This is a genomic window from Scopulibacillus daqui (assembly GCF_016908855.1).
Classification (GTDB): Bacteria; Bacillota; Bacilli; order Bacillales; family Sporolactobacillaceae; genus Scopulibacillus_A; species Scopulibacillus_A daqui.
Genome location: NZ_JAFBER010000002.1, coordinates 141,374 through 165,754 on the forward strand (window position 1 = coordinate 141,374; position 24,381 = coordinate 165,754).

Sequence of the window (24,381 nt, forward strand, 5' to 3'; positions counted from 1 at the left end):
TTGGGTCTATATACCATGATTAAACTCACCCGTCTGAATGGCCGCACGTTTATATTAAATGTTTTATTAATAGAACAAATTGAGTCGCTGCCAGATACAACGATTACATTAACTAACGGCAAGAAAATCGTTGTGAAGGATTCGCTTGACGACGTTTCGAAAAAAGCGCGGGATTTTATACGTAAGATACCGCTTGTATCTTTAACTGCGGCCAGGGAGGGAATGTCTTCGTGTTCAGAAGCAAAGGAATAAAAATATTATTTGCCACTGTTTTTATTTTAATAGTAATCGGATTAGGCGTTTATATTTGGTTTTATTTTATCGATTCGAATAAGGGCGTTTCAGCCAAAGATAAAAAAGATGACATTAACTATATTGTTAATAAACTGACCTTTGAAACCGATGAAATGACAACCAACATGAAAGATAACCATTACTTGAAAGTCCAATTCAAAATTCAATTATCAAACAAAGAGGCAAAAGAAGAATTGACGGATAGGGCATTCCAAGTTAAGAATACTATCATTTATATTTTGTCCGGGTTAACACCCCGGGACTTGCAAGGACCTAAAGGCCTTAAGAACCTTGAAAATTCAATAAAATATAAGGTTAATCAATACCTTGAAAGCGGCCAAGTGACCCATGTTTATACAACAGAAAAAATCATTCAGTAATTGCATATCGCGTGTGGCGAGGGGGGCTGCAATTGTATAAGATGTTATCCGAATCTGAAATTGATAAGTTACTCTCATCCATTTCAACAGGCAGCAAATTAAAAAAGGAGGATCAGGCCAAAAAAATAAATGTTTATGATTTTAAAAAGGCGCTCCGATTTTCTAAAGATCAAGTCCAACGTCTATTTAAAATTCATGAAAACTATGCAAGGCTATTAACGTCTTATTTGTCTAACCATCTTCGTACGGATGTCCATATTAATGTTGCTTCTGTTGAACAGTTGCCTTATGAGGAGTTTGTGAGGTCAATCCCAAGTATGACGATCCTTAACATTTTTGAATCACCGCCTCTGAAAGGCAAAATGGCTGTTGAAGTCAATCCTAATGTAGCCTATGCAATGCTTGATAGACTATTGGGCGGATTAGGAGCCGGCATAAATAAGGCTGATAACTTGACCGAGATTGAAACAAAACTCATGAATAAATTATTTGATAAATGTCTGATATTGCTTAAAGAAGCATGGGCTGCTATCGATGATATCGAACCTAAGTTATTGGATTTAGAGACGAATCCGCATTTTATGCAGTTAGTTTCGCCTAACGAAACAGTCATTGTAATTTCCCTGGAAACGACAATAAGTGAAGTCAGCGGCATGATTAATATTTGCTTTCCGTATGTTCCCTTAGAGGAGATTTTGCAAAAATTGTCTGCGCAAGATGACTTGAATGAGAAAAAAGTCGAATATTCACAAGAAGATCGGAGGTCACTTGCGCACAGCATTAAAAAGTCGCTGTTACCGGTCGTTTCTGAATTGGGTCAGTCTGAAATGACTGTAAAGGAATTCCTAGATTTAAATGTTGGGGATGTTATTATGCTTAAACAAAAGGTGACAGACCCAAATATCATTAAAGTGGGCGGATATCCAAAATTTTACGGGCAGTTTGGTAAAAGAAGTCAACGTTTAGCTGTGCAAATTTTAAATACTTTTGATGAAGGAGATGAGAGTGATGAGTGAAGACGGGATGCTTTCCCAGAAAGAATTGGACGCTTTAATTGATCATACAAGCGATTATTCTGATGAAAATATAACATCCAAAAACAAGATTATTAATGAAATGGAACAAGAGGCACTCAGCGAAATACTCAATATGTCATTTGGCAGTGCCGCCGCAGCTTTATCAAACATATTAAACCAAAAAGTAGAGATAACGGCCCCGGCTGTTTCCATTGTTCAAAAAGACGATCTTGAAAAAGAATTCCCAGTGCCGTATGTTGCTGTTCTCGTGAACTATACTGAAGGTTTTCAAGGTTCCAATATTCTTATGGTAAAAACTCGCGATGCCTGTGTTATGGCAGATTTAATAAAGGGAGGTGATGGATCAAGTCCTCAGGAAGAAATTGGAGAGATGGAGTTAAATGCTTTTCAAAAAGTCATGAAGCAAATGATAAGCTCTTCAACAGCTTCGATGTCGACTCTATTTGATAGAAAGATAGAGACAGCGCCGCCAACAATTCTTAAAGATGATCCGCTGACATCTATTATTCCTGATGATGATGAGATGTTAAAAGTATCATTCCATATAACTGTCGGGCATTTAATAGATTCCAGCATGATGCAGCTTATCCCAATTGACTTTGGCCAGGAATTGGCTAATCGCTTTCTTAATAAGAAAGAAGAAGGCGATAGTGCAAAAGATATCCGAACGGAATCTTCATTGCCTGATGAAGAGGAAGATGTTAATCCCGGAGAGCAGCTTAAAACAAGAGAAAGTGATCCTGGGCCAGCGCAAACTGAGCAGGATCCATTAAAGTCTGATTTGTCTCATTTAAATGTGCAAGCCGTTGCATTGCCAGAGTTTGATGAAGAAACTCAGCAAGTTCCTAAAAAACAAAACCTTGAACTGCTGTTTGACATACCGCTTCAAGTCAGTGTCGAACTCGGTCAAACGAAGAAAACAATCAAGGAAGTTTTGGAACTGAGTCCAGGGGTAATTATTGAGTTGGACAAGTTAGCTGGCGAACCGGTAGATATATTAATTAATCACCGTCCCGTAGCCAAAGGTGAAGTCGTTGTTATAGATGAGAACTTTGGAGTCAGAATCACGGAGATCATCAATCAAAGAGATCGATTAAAAACAATTTAGCAGCTCAACTATCGGAAAATGTGATTTTGAGGTGATATGGGAAATCGTATTTTAATAGTTGATGATGCTAGAGTTTTAATGACTAATGTTGAAAAACGATTATTTGGTTTGGGGAAAAGATGGGGTCGTTCAAGAAGCAGTCGAAGGATATCATGAAATTTCGCCGAGTCATTGAAGATGAACATTACATACCTAAGATGGACAAGGTAAAAAGTTTGAAAAACCTGTAAAATCGGCCCCGGACCTATATCATTATGTGTTTGGCGGCGGGAAGTAAATGGAGTTTTTGGCGATTCGGGCTGGAGAAAAAATGATGCCGCAAAACCTTTCCAAGCTGATCGTTTAAATGAGGCCATTAAGCAAGTAGCAGGTTAACTGAATGTAAGAGGTGCAAAATTTGATGCGAATAAAGCTTTTAGCGTGTGTATTTTTAATCGTCTTGTGTTATGGACCGGGGATGATGGCTAAGGCTGAGACATCGGGAGACAGCCAAACGGTTGAAGAAGCCATTAAGCAAGGCGAGCATCATGGCAAAGCCGAAGTCGGGCAGGAAAATAATGTTGGAAGTAAACAACAACAAAACTTGCCGTCATCACGGTCAAATTTAATCGTCGTTTTCTTAAAGCTTCTAGGTGCCTTAGCGGTTGTTATTGCATTAATTTACTTTTTGTATAAAGTGCTTGGAAAACGAACGAAAGCTTTTCAAGAGTACGGTGCCATAAAAAATATCGGCGGTGTTTCGGTCGGGCCTAACCGGTCTGTTCAACTTGTCAGGGTCGGCAGTAAAATATTGGTGATCGGCGTCGGCGAGAATGTTCAATTGCTGAAAGAAGTCACCGATGAGCCAAAAGTTGAGGAACTGCTTAAAAAGGCTGATGAGCCGGATCCGATACAAGTCAACATGAAAAAAATGCTGAATTGGACGGTTGATAAAACGAAAAAAGACCATAACAAACAAGAGATGCAGAACGACTTTAATAGTGTATTAAAAAGGCAGTTGGAACCAATAAGAAAAGACTGGTCTAATCAGATAGACAAGGCAATTCGAGAGGAAAGAAACCATGAATAATAGCATAGCGGACATTTTATCTCATCAGCCGCAATACGTTGCAACATCCGTTCAGCTGCTGTTGTTAATAACGGTTTTGTCTTTGGCGCCGTCTATTTTAATTTTAATGACATCGTTTACTAGAATCGTGATTGTCCTGTCATTTGTCCGCACGTCATTATCAACCCAGCAGACACCGCCGAACCAAGTGTTAATCGGACTCGCATTGTTTTTAACAATGTTTATTATGGCTCCAGTGTTCTCCCAAGTCAATCACGATGCGCTAAAGCCTTATTTAAAAGGACAAATCTCGGAAAAGGAAGCTATGGCCAGGGCGGAAGATCCTTTTAAAGAATTCATGGCCAAACAGACAAGGAAAAAAGACTTAAACCTTTTTCTGGAATTCGGGCACTTGAGAGAGCCGAAAACAGTGAAAGATATTCCGATGACGGCTTTGGTTCCGGCATACACGATCAGCGAATTAAAAACAGCCTTTGAAATGGGATTCATGATTTTTATCCCGTTTTTAGTTATTGATATGGTTGTTGCCAGTGTACTGATGGCCATGGGGATGATGATGCTTCCGCCGGTCATTATTTCATTGCCGTTTAAAATACTGCTGTTTATTATGGTTGACGGCTGGTACCTTGTTGTTCAATCTTTGTTAATCGGTTATTCATAATATGGAAGGTGAGTCCTATGAGTTCGGAATTTATCATAACCCTTGCTGAAAGAGGTGTGATGACAATACTTCTTGTTGCTGGACCGTTGCTCGCTGTCGCTCTTATTGTCGGCTTAGTCGTCAGCATTATTCAAGCGACTACTCAAATTCAAGAGCAAACGTTGGCTTTCATCCCTAAAATTATTGCTGTATTGCTCGTTCTGATTTTATTCGGGCCTTGGATGTTATCAAAAATGCTGACATTTACTCAAAATATATTCGGCAATCTGAATCATTTTGTGGGTTGATATGAATCTATTTAATGCTTTGCCGATTTATCTTTTGGTTTTAGTGAGGCTTGCCAGCTTTTTTGTAACAATGCCAATCTTTTCTTACCGGACTATACCGGCGCGGGTTAAGGTCGGATTAGCAGCTTTGCTATCCTTAATCGCAACAACAACAATGTTGCATCACCCTCCGGAAGTGGCTATAGATACTTTCTATTTGCTGCTCATTATTAAAGAGTCGATTGTCGGATTAGCTATAGGATTTGTCGCTGGCCTATTAATCTATGCTGTGCAAATGGCAGGCTATTATATTGACGTACAAATGGGGCTCTCGATGGCCAATGCGATTAATCCGGAAAATGGTGTAACAACGCCGCTGACCGGGCAGTTTTTAAATGTTCTAGCCTTGCTGTTAATGTTAGCATTAGACGGCCATTTAATGCTTATTAATGGTATCTTGGATAGTTTTCGGATGATTAAAATTAATGAATTATCAGTTCCTTTGCTGCAAGGTTCAACAGCTCATTTTATTGTGAACGTTTTTTTAAAGATGGCAGGCATATCATTTCAAATGGCTATGCCGATTCTAGCGTGCCTTTTTCTAGTAGATGTGGCGTTGGGAATAGTAGCTAGAACTGTACCTCAGGTTAACGTGTTTGTCGTAGGCTTCCCATTAAAGATCATTGTTAGCTTTGCTCTTTTATTAATGATAATGCCAATGTTTTTTACGCTGTTTCATACGATTTTTGAATTAATGGAAGAAGCTGTTTCAATCTATATGCAATTATTAGGGAGTTCCTAGCATGACGTTACATAAACAAATTTTTAAACTGGATTTGCAATTTTTTTCAGGAGAAAAGACCGAGAAAGCGACCCCAAGAAAAAGGGAAGAAACACGCAAGAAAGGACAAACGGCGAAGAGTGCGGATTTAAATACGGCGATTAGTCTTTTAGCGATATTCTTATCTTTTATATTCTTGGCGGGAATCATCGGCAAAAAATTATTTGGGATGATGTTTATTATTTATAAAAAAGACTTGGCGATGGCGGTTACAGAAGAAAATATACATCAGCTCTTCACGCGTCTAGTCATTCAAACATGTTTTGCGGTTGCTCCTGTTTTTGCTGTAAGTTTAGTGATCGGTGTGGCCGGCAACTTATTTCAAACAAGGTTTATTTTTTCGCCCAGTGCTGTTCAATTTAAGTTGGAAAGAATAAATCCGCTTAAAGGTTTTAAAAGAATTTACTCGATAAAAGCACTCGTTGAATTAATAAAGTCATTATTGAAGATTTTCAGCATCGGTATGATCACTTTTTATGTGATATGGCTCAACGGAGAGAAGATTGTCTTATCCATAGAAAAACCGGTCACAGAAGGTCTCGTACTCGTCGGAAAAGTGACGTTGGAGATGGGGCTGGCGGCTTCGGTATTTCTTATATTTTTAGGTGCCCTTGATTATGCATATCAAAAATTCGATTTTGAAAAAAGCATCCGTATGTCGAAGCAAGATATTAAGGATGAATATAAAAAGACCGAAGGGGATCCCTTAATCAAATCAAAAATAAAAGAAAGACAACGGCAAATGGCAGCTAGGAGAATGATGCAGGAAGTGCCTAACGCCGATGTGATCATTACTAATCCGACGCACTTTGCCGTAGCGTTAAAATACACTGATGGAGAAATGTCTGCCCCTATGGTGATTGCTAAAGGCGCTGATTATCTTGCTTTTAAAATTCGGGAAATAGCGAAGGCTCATGATATTGTCATTGTCGAAAAGCGAAGTTTAGCAAGAGCCTTGTATCAACAATTAGATGCAGGCGACTTAGTCCCGGAACATTTTTTCAAGGCTGTTGCCGAGATTTTAGCATATGTTTACCGCCTTAAAGGCAAAGTTTGATTTATTCAAAAAGCCCTGCCGCGGAGCAAAAATCTATTTATGAGGAGGAATCAATGAAGGCTAAGGATTTAATTGTATTGTCTGGTGTCATTTTAATTGTTTTAATGCTGATCATACCTTTGCCGCCGTTTATTCTAAGCCTGCTTATCATTATAAATATATCTTTGGCTTTGATTGTCTTGCTTGTTTCCATGAATATGAATGAGCCGCTTCAATTTTCTATTTTTCCTTCGTTATTACTGTTATTGACCCTTTTTCGATTAGGGCTTAACGTTTCAACGACAAGGTCTATATTAGGAAATGCAGATGCGGGAAAGGTCATTGAAACATTTGGACAGTTCGTCATTGGCGGTAACCCGATTGTTGGCTTTGTGGTCTTCCTTATTCTCATTATTATTCAATTTATCGTTATCACTAAAGGATCAGAAAGGGTCTCAGAAGTTGCTGCTCGTTTTACATTGGATGCCATGCCGGGTAAGCAAATGAGCATTGACGCAGATTTGAATGCCGGTCTCATCAATGATCAGCAAGCGAGAAAGCGAAGAGCCAAGGTAGAACAAGAGGCGGATTTTTACGGGGCTATGGATGGTGCGAGTAAATTTGTTAAAGGCGACGCGATCGCAAGCATTATTATCGTCACTATCAATCTGATTGTCGGGATGATTATTGGCATGGTGCAAAAAGGCATGTCCATAGGCGATGCATCGCAAACATTTACGCTGTTAACGGTAGGAGACGGTCTTGTCAGCCAAATACCGGCTTTGCTCATTTCAACAGCTACAGGAATTGTTGTAACAAGAGCGGCATCTGAAGGCAATTTAAGTCAAGATGTCTCAAAACAACTGTTGCGATATCCGGCGATGTTATTAGTGGCTGGCGGCGTTATATTGCTGCTTGGGTTAACGCCGATTGGCTTAGTTGTCACATTGCCGATTGCTCTCCTTCTTTTTATCGGGGGTTATTTGCTTAGAAAAAACAGTATGCAAACCACTGAAGAACCTGCTCATGAGGAAGCTATCGACGAAGAACCATTTAAAAAACCGGAAAATGTTATTTCGCTTTTGCAAATGGATCCGATTGAATTTGAATTCGGCTATGGACTGATTCCCATTGCCGATTCTGATCAAGGCGGCGATTTAATGGATAGAATTGTTATGATCCGGCGGCAATTGGCGGTTGAACTGGGCATTGTCCTGCCGGTTGTTCGTATTAGAGACAATATTCAACTTGATCCCAATGCCTATCGAATAAAAATAAAAGGTTCAGAGGTAGCGAAGGGCGAGTTGCTTCTCGATCATTATTTGGCGATGAGTCCCGGTATTGAAGATGAAGCCGTTAAAGGCATTGAAACAACAGAAGCTGCGTTTGGTCTTCCGGCTCTATGGATCAGTGAAGATATGAAAGAAAATGCGGAACTTGCCGGTTATACGGTTGTCGATCCGTCTTCTGTTGTTTCTACCCATTTAGCAGAAGTTTTTAAGAAACACAGTTTTGAGTTATTAGGCAGGCAAGAAACGAAGCAGTTAATTGACCACTTAAAAGAATCATATCCAACGCTCGTAGAAGAAGTGACGCCGGAACCTTTAAATGTAGGAGAAATCCAGAAGGTGCTTGTTAATTTGTTGAAAGAAAAAATATCTATTAGAAATTTGCCTGTTATTTTTGAAACGCTTGCTGATGTCGGTCAATTAACGAAGGACACTGATTTGCTGACTGAATATGTCAGGCAAGCTTTGTCAAGGCAAATCACCCAGCAATTTGCCGGAGATGATCAATTTCTTAAAGTGATGACGTTAGATCCTAAATTGGAAAAGGAAATTGCCGATTCAATCCAAAAAACGGAACAGGGCAGTTTTTTAACATTAGATATAGAGGATACACAGCATATTGTTGAGCAAATATCAGCATTTGCTCAACAATGGGTTAACTATGATGAGAATCCTGTCATTCTTTGTTCTCCTGCTATTCGTATGTATGTAAGACAAATGATTGAACGGTATCATCCTGATGTTGCGGTGTTGTCATATAACGAGCTGGAACCTGATGTAGAGGTTCAAAGTATAGGGGCGGTTGGGGCAGCATGAAAATGAAAAAGAAAGAGTGGAAGTGTTTGCAAACTGTATTTAAGTGTAAAAAAACGTTTAGATGAACAAGGCATTTCTAAGAGACTTTATCGTTTAATGAATTGAATCAAGGGGGGATAACAAATGTCAGCGCCGGAGGAAGAAAAAAGATATTGGGAAAATTGGATAAATCATAGAGATGAAGAAGCGGTAAACGCCCTTATATGTATGTACATGCCCCTTGTTAATTATCATGTTCAACGTATCAGCGCTGGTATACCTAATAATATAAATAAGGATGATTTGAAAAGTTACGGTATGTCGGGATTGTATGATGCGCTTTATAAGTTTGATATCACACGCGACTTGAAGTTTGATACTTATGCTTCATTTCGAATCAGAGGAGCAATTATTGACGGTCTCAGAAAAGAAGATTGGATGCCAAGGGCGTTAAGAGAAAAAACAAAAAAATTGGATGCGATAACCGAGCAGCTTGAACAAAAATATATGAGACATGTAAGTTTAGAAGAAGTGGCTAAAGAGATGGGCATTTCTATCGAAGAGGCTTCGTCGATTGTTTACGAGAGTCTGTATTCCAACTTAGTTTCTATTGATGATGATTTAAAAAATAGTCAAAAGGAACAACCGGCATATATTATTGAAGATAAAGATTCAGTTTCTCCAGACGATCAATTGATCAATAAGGAAACTGAGGCTGAATTAGCCCAAAAAATTGTTGAGCTTAATCCAAAGGAACAGATTGTCATTAGTTTATTTTACTATGAAGAATTGACTTTAACTGAAATAGGGAAGGTGCTTGGACTGTCGACTTCAAGAATATCACAAATCCATTCGAAAGCGTTATTTAAGCTAAGAAAGTCTCTTTTAAATCCAATAGCATAGACAGGATGATAGAGGCAATCTTATAATGGCTGCATGGATAATGATGAGTTTGATAGGTTATCTTGCAACTGGGGGGAAAGGGTTAGAGAACTGCAAAATATGATCCAGAAACGCTGAAGCGGGAATTGCAAAGACGCTTCGCCATATATCGGTGGGGGCCAAGAAGAAAATCACAGATTAATAAAAGAACGGCAATGACTGCGGAACAGAACGCGCACATCAATCAGTGAAGCCAGAAGACAATTCTTCACCAGAATGCACCTTAAGAGCAAAAACTGCTTTAATAAGGAAGGTTTTTAACAAAAAGCCGGCCTTAAAAAGAATAATAAGAGGAACCGCATTCGGATAGCTTATTGCCTTGAGGGTATTGGGGATGTTTACGAAGAAACGCTCACATCCCAACTGCTTAAATTGAAAAAAAAGGGGTATAATGTTGATGATATTGCGAAAAAATTGAATAGAAGCAAGGGAGAAATAGACTTTCTTCTAAAGATAAACGCTTCAATGCGAATTTAAATAGGAACAACTTTTTCAACACCCCTTATAAAATGTTTATTATGATCTTGTCAATGGGTAAGCTTTATGATATATTTACCCATGGTGTCATTACTCACGTTCGTTAATTCAAGTATTGGTGCTGTCACAAAACAGTCGTACTTGAAAATGATACGAGCGGTGGAACAAACCAAACTAGGAGGAAAAACAAAATGGCAGTTATTTCAATGAAACAACTTTTGGAATCTGGTGTTCACTTCGGTCACCAAACACGCCGTTGGAACCCAAAAATGAAGCCTTATATCTTTACTGAAAGAAACGGTATTTATATTATCGACCTTCAAAAAACAGTAAAGAAAGTTGAAGAGGCTTTTAACTTTGTAAGAAATATCGTTGCTGACGGCGGTAAAATCTTATTCGTCGGTACGAAAAAACAAGCGCAAGAATCTGTGAAAAGCGAAGCGATCCGCTCAGGGATGTATTATGTTAACCAACGCTGGTTAGGCGGTACATTAACTAACTTCCAAACAATCAGAAAACGTGTCAACCGTTTGAAAGAAATTGAAAAAATGCGCGAAGACGGCACTTTCGACGTTCTTCCGAAAAAAGAAGTCGTTGGTCTTAACAAAGAGCTTGAAAGACTTGAAAAATTCTTGGGCGGCATTAAAGATATGGAAAGCCTTCCAGATGCATTGTTTGTTATTGACCCTCGCAAAGAACGTATCGCTATTGCTGAAGCGCGCAAATTAAATATTCCGATTATCGCTATCGTTGATACGAACTGTGATCCTGACGAAGTTGATGTTGTCATCCCTGGTAATGACGATGCTATCCGCGCGGTAAAACTTCTTACAAGTAAAATGGCTGATGCTGCGCTTGAAGCTAATCAAGGCGAAGAAGTAGCTGAAGCAGCTGCTGAAGAGAAAACTGCAGAAGTGCAAGAACAAGAAGCAGAAGAAGTTGCAGAATAATTTTGGTGAAAAATAGGGTGATAAGGGGTGATCAACCCTTATCACTTTTTTTACACTATCAGCATGGCATTTTGAATGCTTGTCAAGTTTAACCGATAGTTGTGCATCGGTTACTCGCTGATATAAGCTGAGTTATCTTGATAATATAAAACTATAGATTACATAATTTAAGGAGGAAGTAAATTGGCTATTAGCGCAAAACTTGTTAAAGAGCTACGTGAAAAAACAGGTGCAGGTATGATGGATTGCAAAAAAGCACTGACAGAAACTGATGGAGACATTGAAAAAGCCGTTGACCTTTTAAGAGAAAAAGGCATCGCCAAAGCAGCGAAAAAAGCTGACCGAGTTGCTGCTGAAGGTTTGGCTCAAATTAAAATTGACGGAAATAAAGCTGTTATCGTAGAAGTTAACTCAGAAACAGACTTTGTTGCAAAAAATGAGCAATTTATTAATCTGATTGACAGTATTGCTAAACACTTGTTAAGTACAACTCCAGCGACTGTTGAAGAAGCCCTTGAACAAAAATTAGATGGTACGGATGCAACAGTCAGCGAATATATTAATGAAGCCATTGCTAAAATCGGAGAAAAAATTTCATTGCGCCGTTTTACCATTCTTGAAAAAGCTGATAACGAAACATTCGGCGCTTACCTTCATATGGGCGGCCGCATCGGCGTATTGACACAGCTTGAAGGCGATAACGAAGCTGCTGCAAAAGATGTTGCTATGCATATCGCCGCTGTCAACCCTAGATATATTTCTCAAGACCAAGTGCCGGAATCTGAAGTTGCGCATGAAAAAGAAGTGCTTAAGCAACAAGCCCTAAATGAAGGCAAACCTGAAAAGATTGTTGAAAAAATGGTGGAAGGCCGCTTGAACAAATTCTTCCAAGAAATTTGCCTTGTTGAACAGCCTTTTGTCAAAGATCCTGATATGACAGTGAAAAAGTATTTAGGTGATAAAGGCTTAACGATCAAGAACTTCGTTCGTTATGAAGTCGGCGAAGGCATGGAAAAGCGCGAAGATAATTTCGCTGAAGAAGTTAAAGCGCAAATGAAAAAATAATGGAAACTTGCTGATTGGCAATCCTGAAAAGGCGCGAAAAGGGAAGCGGACGTTTAGAGAAGCCCCTTGATCGCTTTGCCGAGGGGAAATCGGAGATGCGCCGCTGAATAGCGCCGGCCCAGGATCGCTCTAGCGGCACTTATATTGTCTGCCTTATCTTAGACAACCCATTGAACCGATTTCTCGGTTGTCGGGATATGCTTTTGACAGTATAAAGAAAACCTGCCGATCGGCAAGCCTTTTAAAAAGGCGGCGATTAGGCTGGTTGTGCATATGCTATCAATTTGATCTTAGCATCTATGCCAAATCTTCTTCCAAGTAGCTAAGATATAATTGCTGATAGTACAAATAAAGGGACACCAAAAAGTGTCCCTCTTTTAAGATATACATGAGAGGGCGAAGATGAGCATGTCACAAAAAGCAAAATATAAGCGAGTGGTTCTAAAGCTCAGCGGTGAGGCGTTGGCCGGAAAGGCGGGCTTTGGCATTGATCCAAAAATCATTCATTCCATTTCAGAACAAATCAAAGAAATCGTTGAATTGAATGTTGAAGTTGCCGTTGTTGTAGGCGCAGGAAACATTTGGAGAGGAAAAACAGGAAGCGAAATGGGAATGGATCGTGCGACAGCCGATTACATGGGTATGTTGGCTACTGTGATGAACGCACTTGCCATTCAAGACAGCTTAGAAAATATAGGTGTAGATTCCCGTGTTCAAACGTCAATTGAAATGCGTCAAGTTGCCGAACCATATATTCGCCGAAGAGCGATTCGCCATCTTGAGAAAAAACGCGTCGTTATTTTCGCTGCCGGAACAGGCAATCCGTATTTCTCTACAGATACAACTGCAGCCTTGAGAGCTGCCGAAATTGAAGCGGAAGTTATCCTTATGGCAAAAAATAATGTCGACGGTGTTTACAGTGCGGATCCAAAGATTGATGCAAACGCTACAAAATATCAAGAGATCTCCTATTTGGATGTATTGAATGAAGGTTTAGCAGTGATGGATTCTACAGCTTCATCACTATGCATGGATAATAACATTCCGCTTATTGTTTTTTCTTTCACAGAAAAAGGAAACATCAAACGCGTAGTGCTTGGTGAACAAATTGGAACAATTGTAAGGGGGAAATGAAAATGACAACCGAAGTAATCAATGATACAAAAGCCAGGATGGAAAAAGCCATCGCGTCTCTAAAAAAAGAGCTCGCTACGATTCGTGCGGGAAGGGCAAATCCTTCGCTTTTAGACAAAGTTCAAGTTGACTATTACGGTGCGCCGACGCCTCTTAATCAGTTGGCCAATATTACGACGCCGGAAGCTCGTCTGCTTGTAGTCAGCCCCTATGATAAATCGGCAATAGCTGATATTGAAAAGGCTATTTTAAAGTCTGACTTAGGCATTACACCAACGAATGACGGTGAGGTCATCCGCATTACTATTCCAGCCCTAACGGAAGAACGCCGTCAAGAACTTGTTAAGGTAGTTAAGAAAGTTGCTGAAGATGCAAAGGTAGCAGTTAGAAATATTCGCCGTGATGCTAATGATCAGCTTAAGAAGCTTGAAAAAGACGGTGAAATGACCGAAGACGAATTGCATCGTACAACAGATGAAGTGCAAAAACTCACTGACCAGTATATTTCCAACATTGACAGCATTGTCTCTAATAAAGAAAAAGAAATCATGGAAGTTTAGCGCGTTTCAATGTAAAATAAGTGAAGATACCCTCTTATTTAGGGGGTTTTTTTGTTAAGTCTAATAGGGGTTGTTCGATTTGAACGCCACTAATAATGGAGGAAACAAAATGTTCGAAAAATTTTCCTTTAAAGGCGCTAAACAAAAAAATAAGCGGGATAACGATTTAAATAAGGATACAGCCAAAAGCGAACTTCACATTCCAAGACATATCGCAATCATTATGGATGGCAACGGCAGATGGGCAAAAGAACGTGGATTGCCGAGAGTTGCCGGTCACCGCGAAGGCATGAAGGTTGTCAAAAAAATTGTCAGGGAAGCGAGCCGCCTTGGTGTAGAAGTTTTGACCATGTACGCTTTTTCTACAGAAAATTGGAAACGCCCCAAGGATGAAGTCGAATTTCTTTTAAAGCTTCCTGAACAATTTTTAACGACGTACTTAAAGGAATTAATAGATAATAATGTGCAAGTTCGGATTATGGGAGATACGAAGCAGCTTCCTCCTCATACATTAAGAGCTGTCAATATTGCCAAAGAACGCACGAAAGACAACGATGGCATGATTCTTAATTTTGCCCTGAATTATGGGAGCCGCTATGAAATGACAATGGCTTTAAAAAATATTTCTGAAGATATTTTGGCAGGCCATTTAAATGTTAACGATATAACTGAGGATGTCATTTCAAATTATTTATTAACCAGTGCATTGCCTGATCCTGATTTGCTGATAAGAACGAGCGGCGAAATTCGCTTAAGCAATTTCATGCTATGGCAGCTCGCTTATACAGAATTGTGGTTTACCAATGTTTATTGGCCCGACTTCAATGAAGAACATTTACACGAAGCGATTGCTCATTTTAGCAGACGTACACGCCGTTATGGAGGGGTTTAAAGGAGGATAAAATGAAACAAAGAATTTTGACGGCAATTGGGTTTGGTGCGCTCTATATCATTTTTATATTAATTGGCTCATTCCCATTTGCTTTATTTATCGCGTTAATTGCCGCAATAGCATTCATGGAGCTTTGTGCCATGAAGAAGATATCTCCGTCATCCGTGCCTGCAATCATCGGAGCGCTGTTCGTTGTCATGTTTGTTTTGCAGGCAAGCCTATTTGAATTCGTTAAGTATTTGCCGCTGATTAGACTATCAGCTATTTTTATCATTATTATGCTGATTTATATGGTATTTTCCAAAAATAGATTCAGCTTCGATCAGGCGGCACATATTTTCTTAGCAGCTTTTTATATCGGATTCTCCTTTTACCTTTTCGTTCAACTTCGCTACAGCGGTTTAGCTGAAGTATTCTTCGTGCAGATTTTAATTTGGTGTACAGACAGCGGCGCATATTTTGTCGGAAGAAAACTGGGCAAAAGGAAACTTTCGCCGCATATAAGCCCAAATAAATCAGTTGAAGGCGCGATAGGCGGGGTCGTTATAGCAGCGATAGCAGCGATTATCATTGAGTTGATCGTTCCCGGTTCGCTCTTTCCATCATGGGGAATACTATTGGGTATAAGTGTGGTCATTTCCGTTTTTGGTCAGCTCGGCGATTTGGTGGAATCCGCGATAAAACGATATTACGGTGTAAAAGATTCGGGAAATATTTTACCAGGTCACGGAGGCCTGCTGGATCGTTTTGACAGTTTAATTTTTATCCTGCCAATTTTATTTATTTTTAATGTGATTGGTTAATGAAAGGTGTACTAAAAAATGAAGAACATTACTCTTCTTGGTGCGACCGGTTCAATCGGCACTCAAACACTGGAAGTTGTAAAACAACATCCTGACCGTTTTAATATTGCAGCAATCTCTTTTGGACAAAATATCGAACGCGGTATAGACATTATTAAAGCATTTAAACCGGAGCTTGTTGCGGTAAAAAATGAACAAGTCAAAGATGAGCTTCTTCATGCCTTATCTCTACATAATATTCGTGTTGTATCGGGGTTAGAAGGATTAATTGAGGCAGCCACTTATCCGAACGCTGATATTTTAGTAAACGCTGTGATGGGAAGCGTTGGTTTAAAACCGACGCTGGCTGCGATTCATTCCGGAAAAGATATTGCGATTGCTAATAAAGAAACTTTAGTAACTGCCGGACATTTTGTTATGGAGAAAGCTAACGAAAAAGGTGTCCGTCTTCTTCCGGTTGACAGTGAACATTCTGCAATTTTTCAATCTCTTGAAGGCCATCGCTGCGAAGATGTGTCAAGGTTGATTTTAACAGCATCGGGAGGCAGTTTTCGGGATCGTACACGAGAAGAATTAAAGGATGTGTCCGTTCAGGATGCTTTGAACCATCCAAACTGGTCAATGGGTGCAAAGATAACCATTGATTCCGCTACTTTAATGAACAAAGGCTTAGAAGTTATTGAAGCTCATTGGCTGTTTAATATGCCTTATGAAAAGATTGATGTGGTAATCCATAAAGAGAGCATTGTTCATTCACTTGTTGAATATTATGATAAGAGCGTCATTGCCCAGCTGGGAAATCCGGATATGAAAGGGCCGATTCAATATGCCTTGTCATATCCTGAAAGACTTGAACTTAAAGATGTAAAAAGGTTAAACTTATGGGAAGCAGGTACCCTTCATTTTCAAAAAGTGGACATGAACCGGTTTAGAAGCTTGGCATTAGCTTACGAAGCCGGACGAACCGGGGGATCATTGCCTACCGTACTTAACGCAGCCAATGAAGCGGCTGTCGAGCACTTTTTAAAAGGCAGAATTGCCTTCCTTGATATCGAGTCACTTGTAGAATCAGCGCTTGAAGCACATAAAGTCATTAAGAACCCTGATCTTGAAACGATAGAAGAAATTGACAGCCAAACTCGCCGCTTCATCAATGATAAAGCTGCTGACATTTAACCTAGCGTATATGTTCAAGAAGGATGACAATATTTGAACATCCTCTTTCAAAAAACAAGTGAATGAACAAAAGAGGTGGTTACAAAGTGGAAACATTTATTACAGTCGTCATTATTTTTGGACTGCTTATATCTTTTCATGAACTTGGACACTTACTCTTAGCCAAAAGAGCTGGTATATTGTGCCGGGAATTTGCTATAGGATTCGGTCCGAAATTATTTTCATTTAAAAAGAAAGAAACGGTCTATACACTTCGTCTCTTGCCGATCGGCGGTTTCGTCAGAATGGCCGGAGAAGATCCCGAGCTTATTGAAATTAAGCCAGGACACCGCGTCGGGCTGATATTTAATTCACATGGTCTTGTTTCAAAGATTATTATTAATCATCTTGAAAAATATCCTAATGCAAAAATAGTCACGGTTGAAGAGGCTGATATAGAAAAAGATTTATTTATTAAAGGTTACGAACAAGAAGATGGAGAATTAATAACCTATGATTTGGACAGAGAAGCCGACTATGTCGTTGACGAACAAGCTTATCAAATTGCGCCGCTTGATCGGCAATTCGGTTCAAAGTCAATATTAGACCGGTTTTTGACAATTTTTGCTGGTCCATTTATGAACTTTTTGCTGGCGATTATCATTTTCATCATTTTCTTTATGATACAAGGTGTTCCCTCCGATGCGCCTAAGCTGGGTCAAATAGTCAAAGGTGATCCCGCTGCTGCTGCCGGCTTGCATCAAGGAGACCGTGTCTTAAAGATAGACGGCCATTCAGTTCATTCATGGAAAGATGTTCAGACTTATGTGAGTGACCACCCGAAAGAATCATTAACATTTACGATTCAGCGCAACAGCCAAATTAAGCAAGTTGCTGTCATGACCAATGAGCGAAAAGTTGAAAAAGACGGCAAGGAAGGTTATATCGGCGTTTATGGACCAACGAAAAAATCCTTCCTGGGCGCTGTCACGAACAGTTTTCAGCAGACATTCTTCTTCATTAAACAAGAGCTCATTGCTTTAAAAATGCTTGTTACAGGAGCTTTAGGCATTAATCAGCTGTCAGGGCCTGTTGGCATTTATCAAATGACAGGCCAGTTTGTCAAACATGGTTTTCTAATGATACTTAGCTGGACGGCTCTATTAAGTGTCAACCTGGGCATTATTAATCTATTGCCGCTTCCGGCTCTTGACGGCGGCCGTCTTCTCTTTATTATCGCTGAGGCATTAAGGGGCAAGCCGATCGATCCAAAACGGGAATCATTGGTTCATTTTATTGGCTTTGCTTTATTGATGTTATTGATGATTGTCGTTACATGGAATGATATCCAAAAGATTTTTCTGTAAATGATCAAGAGTGAGGACAATTGATTTGTCCTCCTGTTGTAGATTTTGAAAGATTATCATTGTGCAATGGGGGTGTTCTTTGGATGAAACAAAGTCAAATGTTAATTCCTACATTAAAGGAAACGCCTGCCGATGCCGAAATTGCCAGCCACCGGCTTTTGCTTCGTGCAGGGTTTATTCGTCAGAATGCTTCAGGTATTTACTCTTACTTGCCATTAGGTTTAAGAGTGCTGCAAAAGATAGAAAAGATTATTAGAGAAGAAATGAACCGTACCGGTGCTCAAGAACTGTTAATGCCGGCAATTCAGCCAGCTGAACTTTGGCATGAAACAGGCCGATGGGATGTTTATGGACCTGAGCTAATGCGCTTGAAGGACAGGCATAACCGTGATTTTGCTCTTGGCGCTACCCATGAAGAATTGATTACAAGCAATGTCCGCGATGAATTAAATTCTTACAAAAAATTGCCGATGACATTATATCAAATTCAAACTAAATACCGTGATGAAAAGCGGCCAAGATTCGGATTGTTAAGAGGCCGGGAATTTATCATGAAAGATGCCTATTCTTTTCATGCTGATCAAGAGGATTTGGACAAGCAATACCAGATCATGTACGATGCATATACAAAAGTTTTTGAAAGATGCGGTCTCGAATTTCGCGCAGTTATTGCCGATTCCGGAGCTATGGGCGGTAAAGATACACATGAATTCCAAGCCTTAGCCTCTGTCGGCGAAGATCTCATTGCTTATTCCGACTCGTCAGATTATGCAGCTAACATTGAAATGGCTGAAGTAATAACTGCCGATGAACGTCCGAATGTTGACATGCTTCCTTTAACTGAAGGCAAAGATAACGGGCAGCGCACCGGTCTAAAATATGTATGCTTTAAAGCAAACGAGAAACTGGTTGTCGTCTATGTTCGCGAAGATGATGAGATTAATGATGTAAAAGTTAAAAATGTTTTAGAAGCTGATATGATTGAAGTATTAAGCGATCAAGAGAGAGCAGAAACAGGGTTTGATCCATTCCAATCGGATTCTGAAACCATTATTCTGGCTGACAATGGGGTCAAAAACGTCGTTAACGGGACGTTACATGTTGAAGAAACAAACAAGGATTATATTAATGTTAATCCAGAACGCGATCTAGGCGTCAGCGTTTACCACGATTTGAGATTTATTAAAGAAGGTGATCCATCTCCTGATGGGAAGGGGCGCATTAAATTCGCCCGCGGCATTGAGGTTGGACAAATCTTCAAGCTGGGAACGAAGTACAGTGAATCTATGAACGCTGTTTTCTTAGACGAAAACGGCAGATCTCGACCATTAATCATGGGTTGTTACGGCATTGGTGTTTCGAGAACACTATCAGCTGTCGCTGAACAATGCCATGATGAAAACGGCTTAATTTGGCCTGTATCCGTTGCGCCGTTTGAGCTGCATATTATTGCAGTCAATGCAAAAAATGAAGAACAAATGACGCTGGCCGATCGATTGTATGAAAAGTACAGCGCACGTTACGAAGTGCTGCTTGATGACCGTAAAGAACGTGCAGGCGTTAAATTTGCTGAATCGGATCTTATCGGCTGCCCTTTACGCATTACAGTCGGAAAAAAAGCAACAGATGGTGTTGTTGAACTTAAAGTCAGAAAAACCGGTGAAGTGATCGAATGTTCGGTTGATGAGTTAGATCACGTGATATCCGCTCATCTAAATGATTAAAAAGAAATATGGTGCTCCTTTTACGGAGTGCCATTTTCTTTGAAAATTTTGTTATGGATGAGTACAGCTGATAGATGTATACTTTAGAAAGATAGTGATGAGAGGAGAAATAACCCGTGGTTGAAGGCAAATCAAGACAAGAACGGTTCATGCTTCTTCTCGAACAAATAGAGACACCTGATGAGTTGCTTGAAAAATATATGGCTAATGGCACAATTGAAAGGTTAACTGTACACCAGAAAGAGCGCCGTTGGCATTTTACTTTTTTGTTCGATCACTGCCTGCCCTTGCATGTTTATCAATGGCTGGAAAAACAATTGATACATCATTTTCAACATATTGCTCAAGTATCATTTTCAATCAAAAGCCGGCATGCGGATGATGATATTCACTACATTATTGAATATTGGGAAAAGCTCATTGAAAAGGTTGAAGGCATATCCGAAGCTTTTAAAAACTTCTTGAAAAATCATAAGCCGGTTATTGAAAATCGTTCAATCATAATGTCGGTGAAAAATAATGCGGAAGCAATGATTGTAAAAAGAAAACTAGCTTCAAGTCTCAAAGAATACCTTTCAGATTTTGGGCTGCCGTGCGTTGATTTAGAGGTCCGTGTTGAAGAGCCTGAACAAGCCTATGAGCAATTTAAAAAGCAGCGTGATGAAGAAGATAAATTAAAAGTTATTGCGGCAATGGAAGAACAGGAAAAACTGAAAAAGCAAAAACAGGAAAAGTCACAAGAAGCACCGCAAGAAGGGCCGTTATTAATCGGTTATCAAATTAAGGACGAGCCTGTTACATTGAAAGAAATTGAAGATGAAGAACGGCGCATTGCTGTTCAGGGTTACGTGTTTGATGTTGATATAAGGGAACTAAGAAGCGGCCGGACGCTGCTTTTATTCAAAATAACAGATTATACAAGTTCTATTTTAGTGAAATATTTTTCAAGAGATAAAGAAGACGCGCAAAAAATCACTGCCCTTAAAAAAGGAATATGGGTTAAGGTTCGCGGCGGTGTTCAAAACGACACATTTGTCAGAGATTTAGTAATGATTGCCAACGATATTGAAGAAATCCAGCCAAAAAGAAGGCAAGATCAAGCACCAGAAGGCGAAAAGCGTGTAGAATTGCATGCTCATACCGCTATGAGCCAAATGGATGCCGTCGCTTCGGCTGAGTCGCTCGTCGCTCGGGCAGGTGAATGGGGACATAAGGCGATCGCTATTACTGATCACGGTGTTGTCCAATCATTTCCTGAAGCATATGCCGCCGGGAAAAAACATGGCGTGAAAGTGCTGTATGGATTGGAAGCGAATCTGGTAGATGATGGTGTGCCGATTGCTTACAATGAAAGTCATCGGCTTCTGAACGACGATACTTATGTTGTCTTCGATGTTGAGACGACAGGTCTTTCAGCGGTTTACCATAAAATTATCGAATTGGCAGCTGTAAAGGTAAGAAGAGGAGAAATCATTGATCGGTTTGAAAGGTTTGCTAACCCGCATGAATCTCTGTCGCAAACAATTATTGAACTAACCAGCATTACGGATGACATGCTTCAAGATGCGCCGGAAATTGAAGAGGTGCTAAAGGATTTTTATGAATTTATTGGTGATTCTATTCTTGTTGCGCATAATGCAAGCTTCGATATGGGATTTATGAATGCCAATTATGAACGGATCGGCTATGAGAAATTAACAAATCCGGTTATCGATACCCTAGAGCTTGGCCGGTTTTTATATCCTGATATGAAAAACCACCGGCTTAATACATTGTGTAAAGCTTTTAATATTGATTTAACCCAGCATCACCGTGCGATTTATGATGCAGAAGCGACAGGTTACTTACTTTGGAAAATGATCAGCGATGCTCAAGAGAAAGGCATTACCCATCATGATCAGCTTAATGATAATATGGGGCAAGGCAACTTCGAGAGGGTAAGGCCGAGTCATGTGATTATACTTGCAAAAAACCAGACAGGCTTGAAAAATCTTTATAAGCTTGTATCGCTTTCGCATGTTCAGTACTTCTACCGTGTGCCAAGAATACCGAGGTCGCAGCTGGAAAAGCATCGGGAAGGGCTGTTGATTGGTTCGGGCTGCGATAAGGGCGAAGTGTTTGAAGCGATGATGCAAAAGTCAGCAGATGAAGCAGAAGATGCCGCTAAATTTTATGATTACATCGAAATTCAGCCGCTGGCTAATTATGCTCATCTTATTGAAAAAGAACTGGTCAACGACGAGTTGGCTTTAAAACAAATCGTCGGCAATCTCGTTAAACTCGGCGAAAAGCTGAATAAGCCGGTCGTCGCGACAGGGAATGTTCACTACATTGATCCCCATGAACATTTGTACCGCAAAATATTAATAGCTTCGCAAGCCGGCAATCCTTTAAACAGGCAAACACAGCCGCAAGTTCATTTCCGGTCGACTGATGAAATGCTGGCGTGTTTTAGTTTCTTAGGTGAAGAAAAGGCAAAAGAAGTGGTCGTTGCAAATCCTAATCATATTGCGGATCAGATTGATGATATAGCCCCTGTACCTGATGAATTATATACGCCGAAAATTGAAGGCGCCGATGATGAAGTTAGGAATATGAGTTATCGGAAAGCCCGTTCTATCTACGGCGACGAGCTTCCCGAGATTGTTGAAAAGCGCTTGGAAAAAGAACTGAAGAGCATCATAGGCCACGGCTTTGCCGTCATTTACCTTATTTCTCACAAGCTTGTTAAAAAGTCACTTGTAGATGGCTATCTTGTTGGATCCAGAGGTTCTGTAGGGTCTTCATTTGTGGCGACGATGATGGATATTACCGAGGTTAATCCGCTGCCGCCTCATTATGTATGTCCTAAATGTCATCATGTTGAATTTTTTACAGACGGATCGGTTGCCTGCGGTTTTGACTTGCCTGACAAAGCTTGTCCAGAGTGCGGGGCTGATTATAAAAAGGACGGTCATGACATTCCATTTGAAACATTCTTAGGCTTTAAAGGTGATAAAGTACCGGATATTGACTTGAACTTTTCAGGTGAATATCAGCCAACCGCCCATGCCTATACCAAAGAATTATTCGGTGAAGATTATGTTTACCGAGCTGGAACAATAGGCACAGTCGCAGATAAAACAGCGTATGGATTCGTGAAAGGGTATGAAGGCGACCATAACCTTCACTTCCGCGGCGCAGAAATTGACCGGCTGGCATCGGGATGTACAGGTGTCAAACGAACAACTGGACAACATCCGGGCGGTATTATTGTTATTCCTGATTATATGGATGTTCATGATTTTACGCCTATTCAGTACCCAGCGGATGATAAAACCTCTGAATGGCGGACGACTCATTTTGATTTCCATTCTATCCATGACAATGTTTTGAAGTTAGATATTCTGGGTCACGATGATCCGACCGTTATTCGTATGCTGCAAGATTTAAGCGGAATTGATCCGAAAACGATTCCTACTGATGATCCCGAAGTGATGAAAATCTTCAGTTCAACAGAGTCTCTTGGTGTAACAGAAGAGCAAATCCGCTGCAAAACGGGTACGCTGGGCATTCCTGAGTTTGGTACGCGATTTGTCAGACAAATGCTTGAGGATACGAAGCCGACAACATTTGCCGAACTTGTCCAAATTTCCGGATTGTCGCACGGAACGGATGTATGGTTAGGAAACGCTCAAGAACTGATAAATAATGGGACGTGTGTGTTAAAAGACGTGATTGGCTGTCGGGATGATATTATGGTTTATTTAATGCATAAAGGTTTGGAACCGTCTCTTGCCTTTAGGATTATGGAATCTGTAAGGAAAGGCAAAGGCCTTACTGATGAATGGATCGAAGAAATGAAAAAGCATCATGTTCCTGACTGGTATATTGATTCTTGCTTAAAGATTAAGTACATGTTCCCGAAAGCCCATGCCACAGCGTATGTGCTCATGGCAGTAAGAATTGCCCATTTCAAAGTTCATCATCCAATATTATTTTACGCAACTTATTTCTCGGTAAGGGCTGATGATTTCGATATAGATGTGATGCGTCGGGGTTCTAACGCTATAAGAGCAAAAATGGATGAAATTGAAGGCAAAGGATTAGATGCTTCTCCAAAAGAAAAGAACTTGTTAGTTGTTTTAGAACTGGCTCTGGAAATGTGTGAACGAGGATTCAGTTTTCAATCAGTCGATCTGTACCGGTCAAAAGCGACTGAGTTTGTCGTCGATGGAGATTCGCTTATTCCTCCGTTTAATGCTTTGCAAGGTGTAGGAACCAACGCGGCCATTAATATTGTTAAAGCAAGAGAAGAGGGTGAATTTCTATCCAAAGAAGATTTGCAAAAACGTGCGAAGCTCTCAAGGACAGTTATCGAATATCTTGATCAACACGGCTGTTTAGAAGGGATGCCGGAGGCTAATCAACTTTCGCTATTCTAAAGTGATGCGTCATAGCCAAACTAAATAAAGCTGAACGGTAAAATTTCAGCCGCGTTCAACAAATTCTAAAATGTTGCCTTACACAATAGGGTATGATATATTAAATTTGGAG

General features: G+C 40.1%; 21 protein-coding genes. All 21 read left to right on the forward strand.

The features are described from left to right. Positions 1-15 precede the first annotated feature (15 nt). Positions 16-252: a flagellar FlbD family protein gene (locus JOD45_RS02730; protein ID WP_205002456.1), complete on the forward strand. Its 237-nt coding sequence runs from the start codon at positions 16-18 to the stop codon at positions 250-252. Beyond that, the gene (locus JOD45_RS16845; protein WP_205002333.1) at positions 231-674 is read left to right on the forward strand and encodes a flagellar basal body-associated FliL family protein; all 444 of its coding nucleotides are present in this window, start codon (positions 231-233) and stop codon (positions 672-674) included. The genes JOD45_RS02730 and JOD45_RS16845 overlap by 22 nt, the downstream gene beginning before the upstream one ends. A 41-nt stretch (positions 675-715) precedes the next feature. Further along, complete coding sequence (fliM, locus tag JOD45_RS02740) at positions 716-1,690, forward strand: flagellar motor switch protein FliM (RefSeq protein WP_205002457.1); 975 nt, start codon at positions 716-718, stop codon at positions 1,688-1,690. Then, complete coding sequence (gene fliY, locus JOD45_RS02745; protein ID WP_239549030.1) at positions 1,683-2,819, forward strand: flagellar motor switch phosphatase FliY; 1,137 nt, start codon at positions 1,683-1,685, stop codon at positions 2,817-2,819. Before fliM ends, fliY begins: the two co-directional genes overlap by 8 nt. 400 nt (positions 2,820-3,219) lie before the next feature. Continuing rightward, positions 3,220-3,888: a flagellar biosynthetic protein FliO gene (locus tag JOD45_RS02750; protein ID WP_239549047.1), complete on the forward strand. Its 669-nt coding sequence runs from the start codon at positions 3,220-3,222 to the stop codon at positions 3,886-3,888. Beyond that, on the forward strand, positions 3,881-4,549 hold the full coding sequence (gene fliP, locus JOD45_RS02755) for a flagellar type III secretion system pore protein FliP (protein WP_205002336.1): 669 nt from the start codon (positions 3,881-3,883) through the stop codon (positions 4,547-4,549). The genes JOD45_RS02750 and fliP overlap by 8 nt, the downstream gene beginning before the upstream one ends. A 17-nt stretch (positions 4,550-4,566) precedes the next feature. Further along, positions 4,567-4,836 carry a flagellar biosynthesis protein FliQ gene (gene fliQ / locus JOD45_RS02760; RefSeq protein ID WP_205002337.1) on the forward strand — a complete coding sequence of 90 codons (270 nt, stop codon included), beginning with the start codon at positions 4,567-4,569 and terminating at the stop codon, positions 4,834-4,836. A gap of 1 nt (position 4,837) precedes the next feature. Further along, the gene (gene fliR / locus JOD45_RS02765) at positions 4,838-5,617 is read left to right on the forward strand and encodes a flagellar biosynthetic protein FliR (protein WP_205002338.1); all 780 of its coding nucleotides are present in this window, start codon (positions 4,838-4,840) and stop codon (positions 5,615-5,617) included. A gap of 1 nt (position 5,618) precedes the next feature. After that, positions 5,619-6,713: a flagellar biosynthesis protein FlhB gene (flhB, locus tag JOD45_RS02770; RefSeq protein WP_205002339.1), complete on the forward strand. Its 1,095-nt coding sequence runs from the start codon at positions 5,619-5,621 to the stop codon at positions 6,711-6,713. Positions 6,714-6,766: 53 nt separating this feature from the next. After that, a complete protein-coding gene (gene flhA, locus JOD45_RS02775; protein ID WP_205002340.1) occupies positions 6,767-8,797 on the forward strand; it encodes a flagellar biosynthesis protein FlhA in 2,031 nt (676 codons plus the stop codon). A gap of 123 nt (positions 8,798-8,920) precedes the next feature. Then, on the forward strand, positions 8,921-9,679 hold the full coding sequence (locus tag JOD45_RS02780) for a FliA/WhiG family RNA polymerase sigma factor (RefSeq protein WP_205002341.1): 759 nt from the start codon (positions 8,921-8,923) through the stop codon (positions 9,677-9,679). A 707-nt stretch (positions 9,680-10,386) separates the two neighbouring features. Then, complete coding sequence (rpsB, locus tag JOD45_RS02785) at positions 10,387-11,145, forward strand: 30S ribosomal protein S2 (protein ID WP_205002342.1); 759 nt, start codon at positions 10,387-10,389, stop codon at positions 11,143-11,145. Between the two features lie 183 nt (positions 11,146-11,328). Further along, positions 11,329-12,210: a translation elongation factor Ts gene (tsf, locus tag JOD45_RS02790; RefSeq protein ID WP_205002343.1), complete on the forward strand. Its 882-nt coding sequence runs from the start codon at positions 11,329-11,331 to the stop codon at positions 12,208-12,210. A 408-nt stretch (positions 12,211-12,618) separates the two neighbouring features. Beyond that, positions 12,619-13,344, forward strand: coding sequence for a UMP kinase (gene pyrH, locus JOD45_RS02795; RefSeq protein WP_205002458.1), 726 nt, complete (start codon positions 12,619-12,621; stop codon positions 13,342-13,344). Between the two features lie 2 nt (positions 13,345-13,346). Then, complete coding sequence (gene frr / locus JOD45_RS02800; protein WP_205002344.1) at positions 13,347-13,904, forward strand: ribosome recycling factor; 558 nt, start codon at positions 13,347-13,349, stop codon at positions 13,902-13,904. A gap of 109 nt (positions 13,905-14,013) precedes the next feature. Then, a complete protein-coding gene (locus JOD45_RS02805) occupies positions 14,014-14,796 on the forward strand; it encodes an isoprenyl transferase (protein WP_205002345.1) in 783 nt (260 codons plus the stop codon). 11 nt (positions 14,797-14,807) lie between these two features. Further along, on the forward strand, positions 14,808-15,599 hold the full coding sequence (locus JOD45_RS02810; RefSeq protein WP_205002346.1) for a phosphatidate cytidylyltransferase: 792 nt from the start codon (positions 14,808-14,810) through the stop codon (positions 15,597-15,599). Positions 15,600-15,617: 18 nt separating this feature from the next. Then, positions 15,618-16,775: a 1-deoxy-D-xylulose-5-phosphate reductoisomerase gene (locus JOD45_RS02815; protein ID WP_205002347.1), complete on the forward strand. Its 1,158-nt coding sequence runs from the start codon at positions 15,618-15,620 to the stop codon at positions 16,773-16,775. An 86-nt stretch (positions 16,776-16,861) separates the two neighbouring features. After that, positions 16,862-18,121, forward strand: a complete 1,260-nt coding sequence (gene rseP / locus JOD45_RS02820) for an RIP metalloprotease RseP (protein WP_338056012.1) — start codon at positions 16,862-16,864, stop codon at positions 18,119-18,121. Positions 18,122-18,204: 83 nt separating this feature from the next. Further along, positions 18,205-19,845, forward strand: coding sequence for a proline--tRNA ligase (locus JOD45_RS02825; protein ID WP_205002349.1), 1,641 nt, complete (start codon positions 18,205-18,207; stop codon positions 19,843-19,845). A gap of 116 nt (positions 19,846-19,961) precedes the next feature. After that, the gene (locus JOD45_RS02830; RefSeq protein ID WP_338056013.1) at positions 19,962-24,269 is read left to right on the forward strand and encodes a PolC-type DNA polymerase III; all 4,308 of its coding nucleotides are present in this window, start codon (positions 19,962-19,964) and stop codon (positions 24,267-24,269) included. Positions 24,270-24,381: the final 112 nt, after the last annotated feature.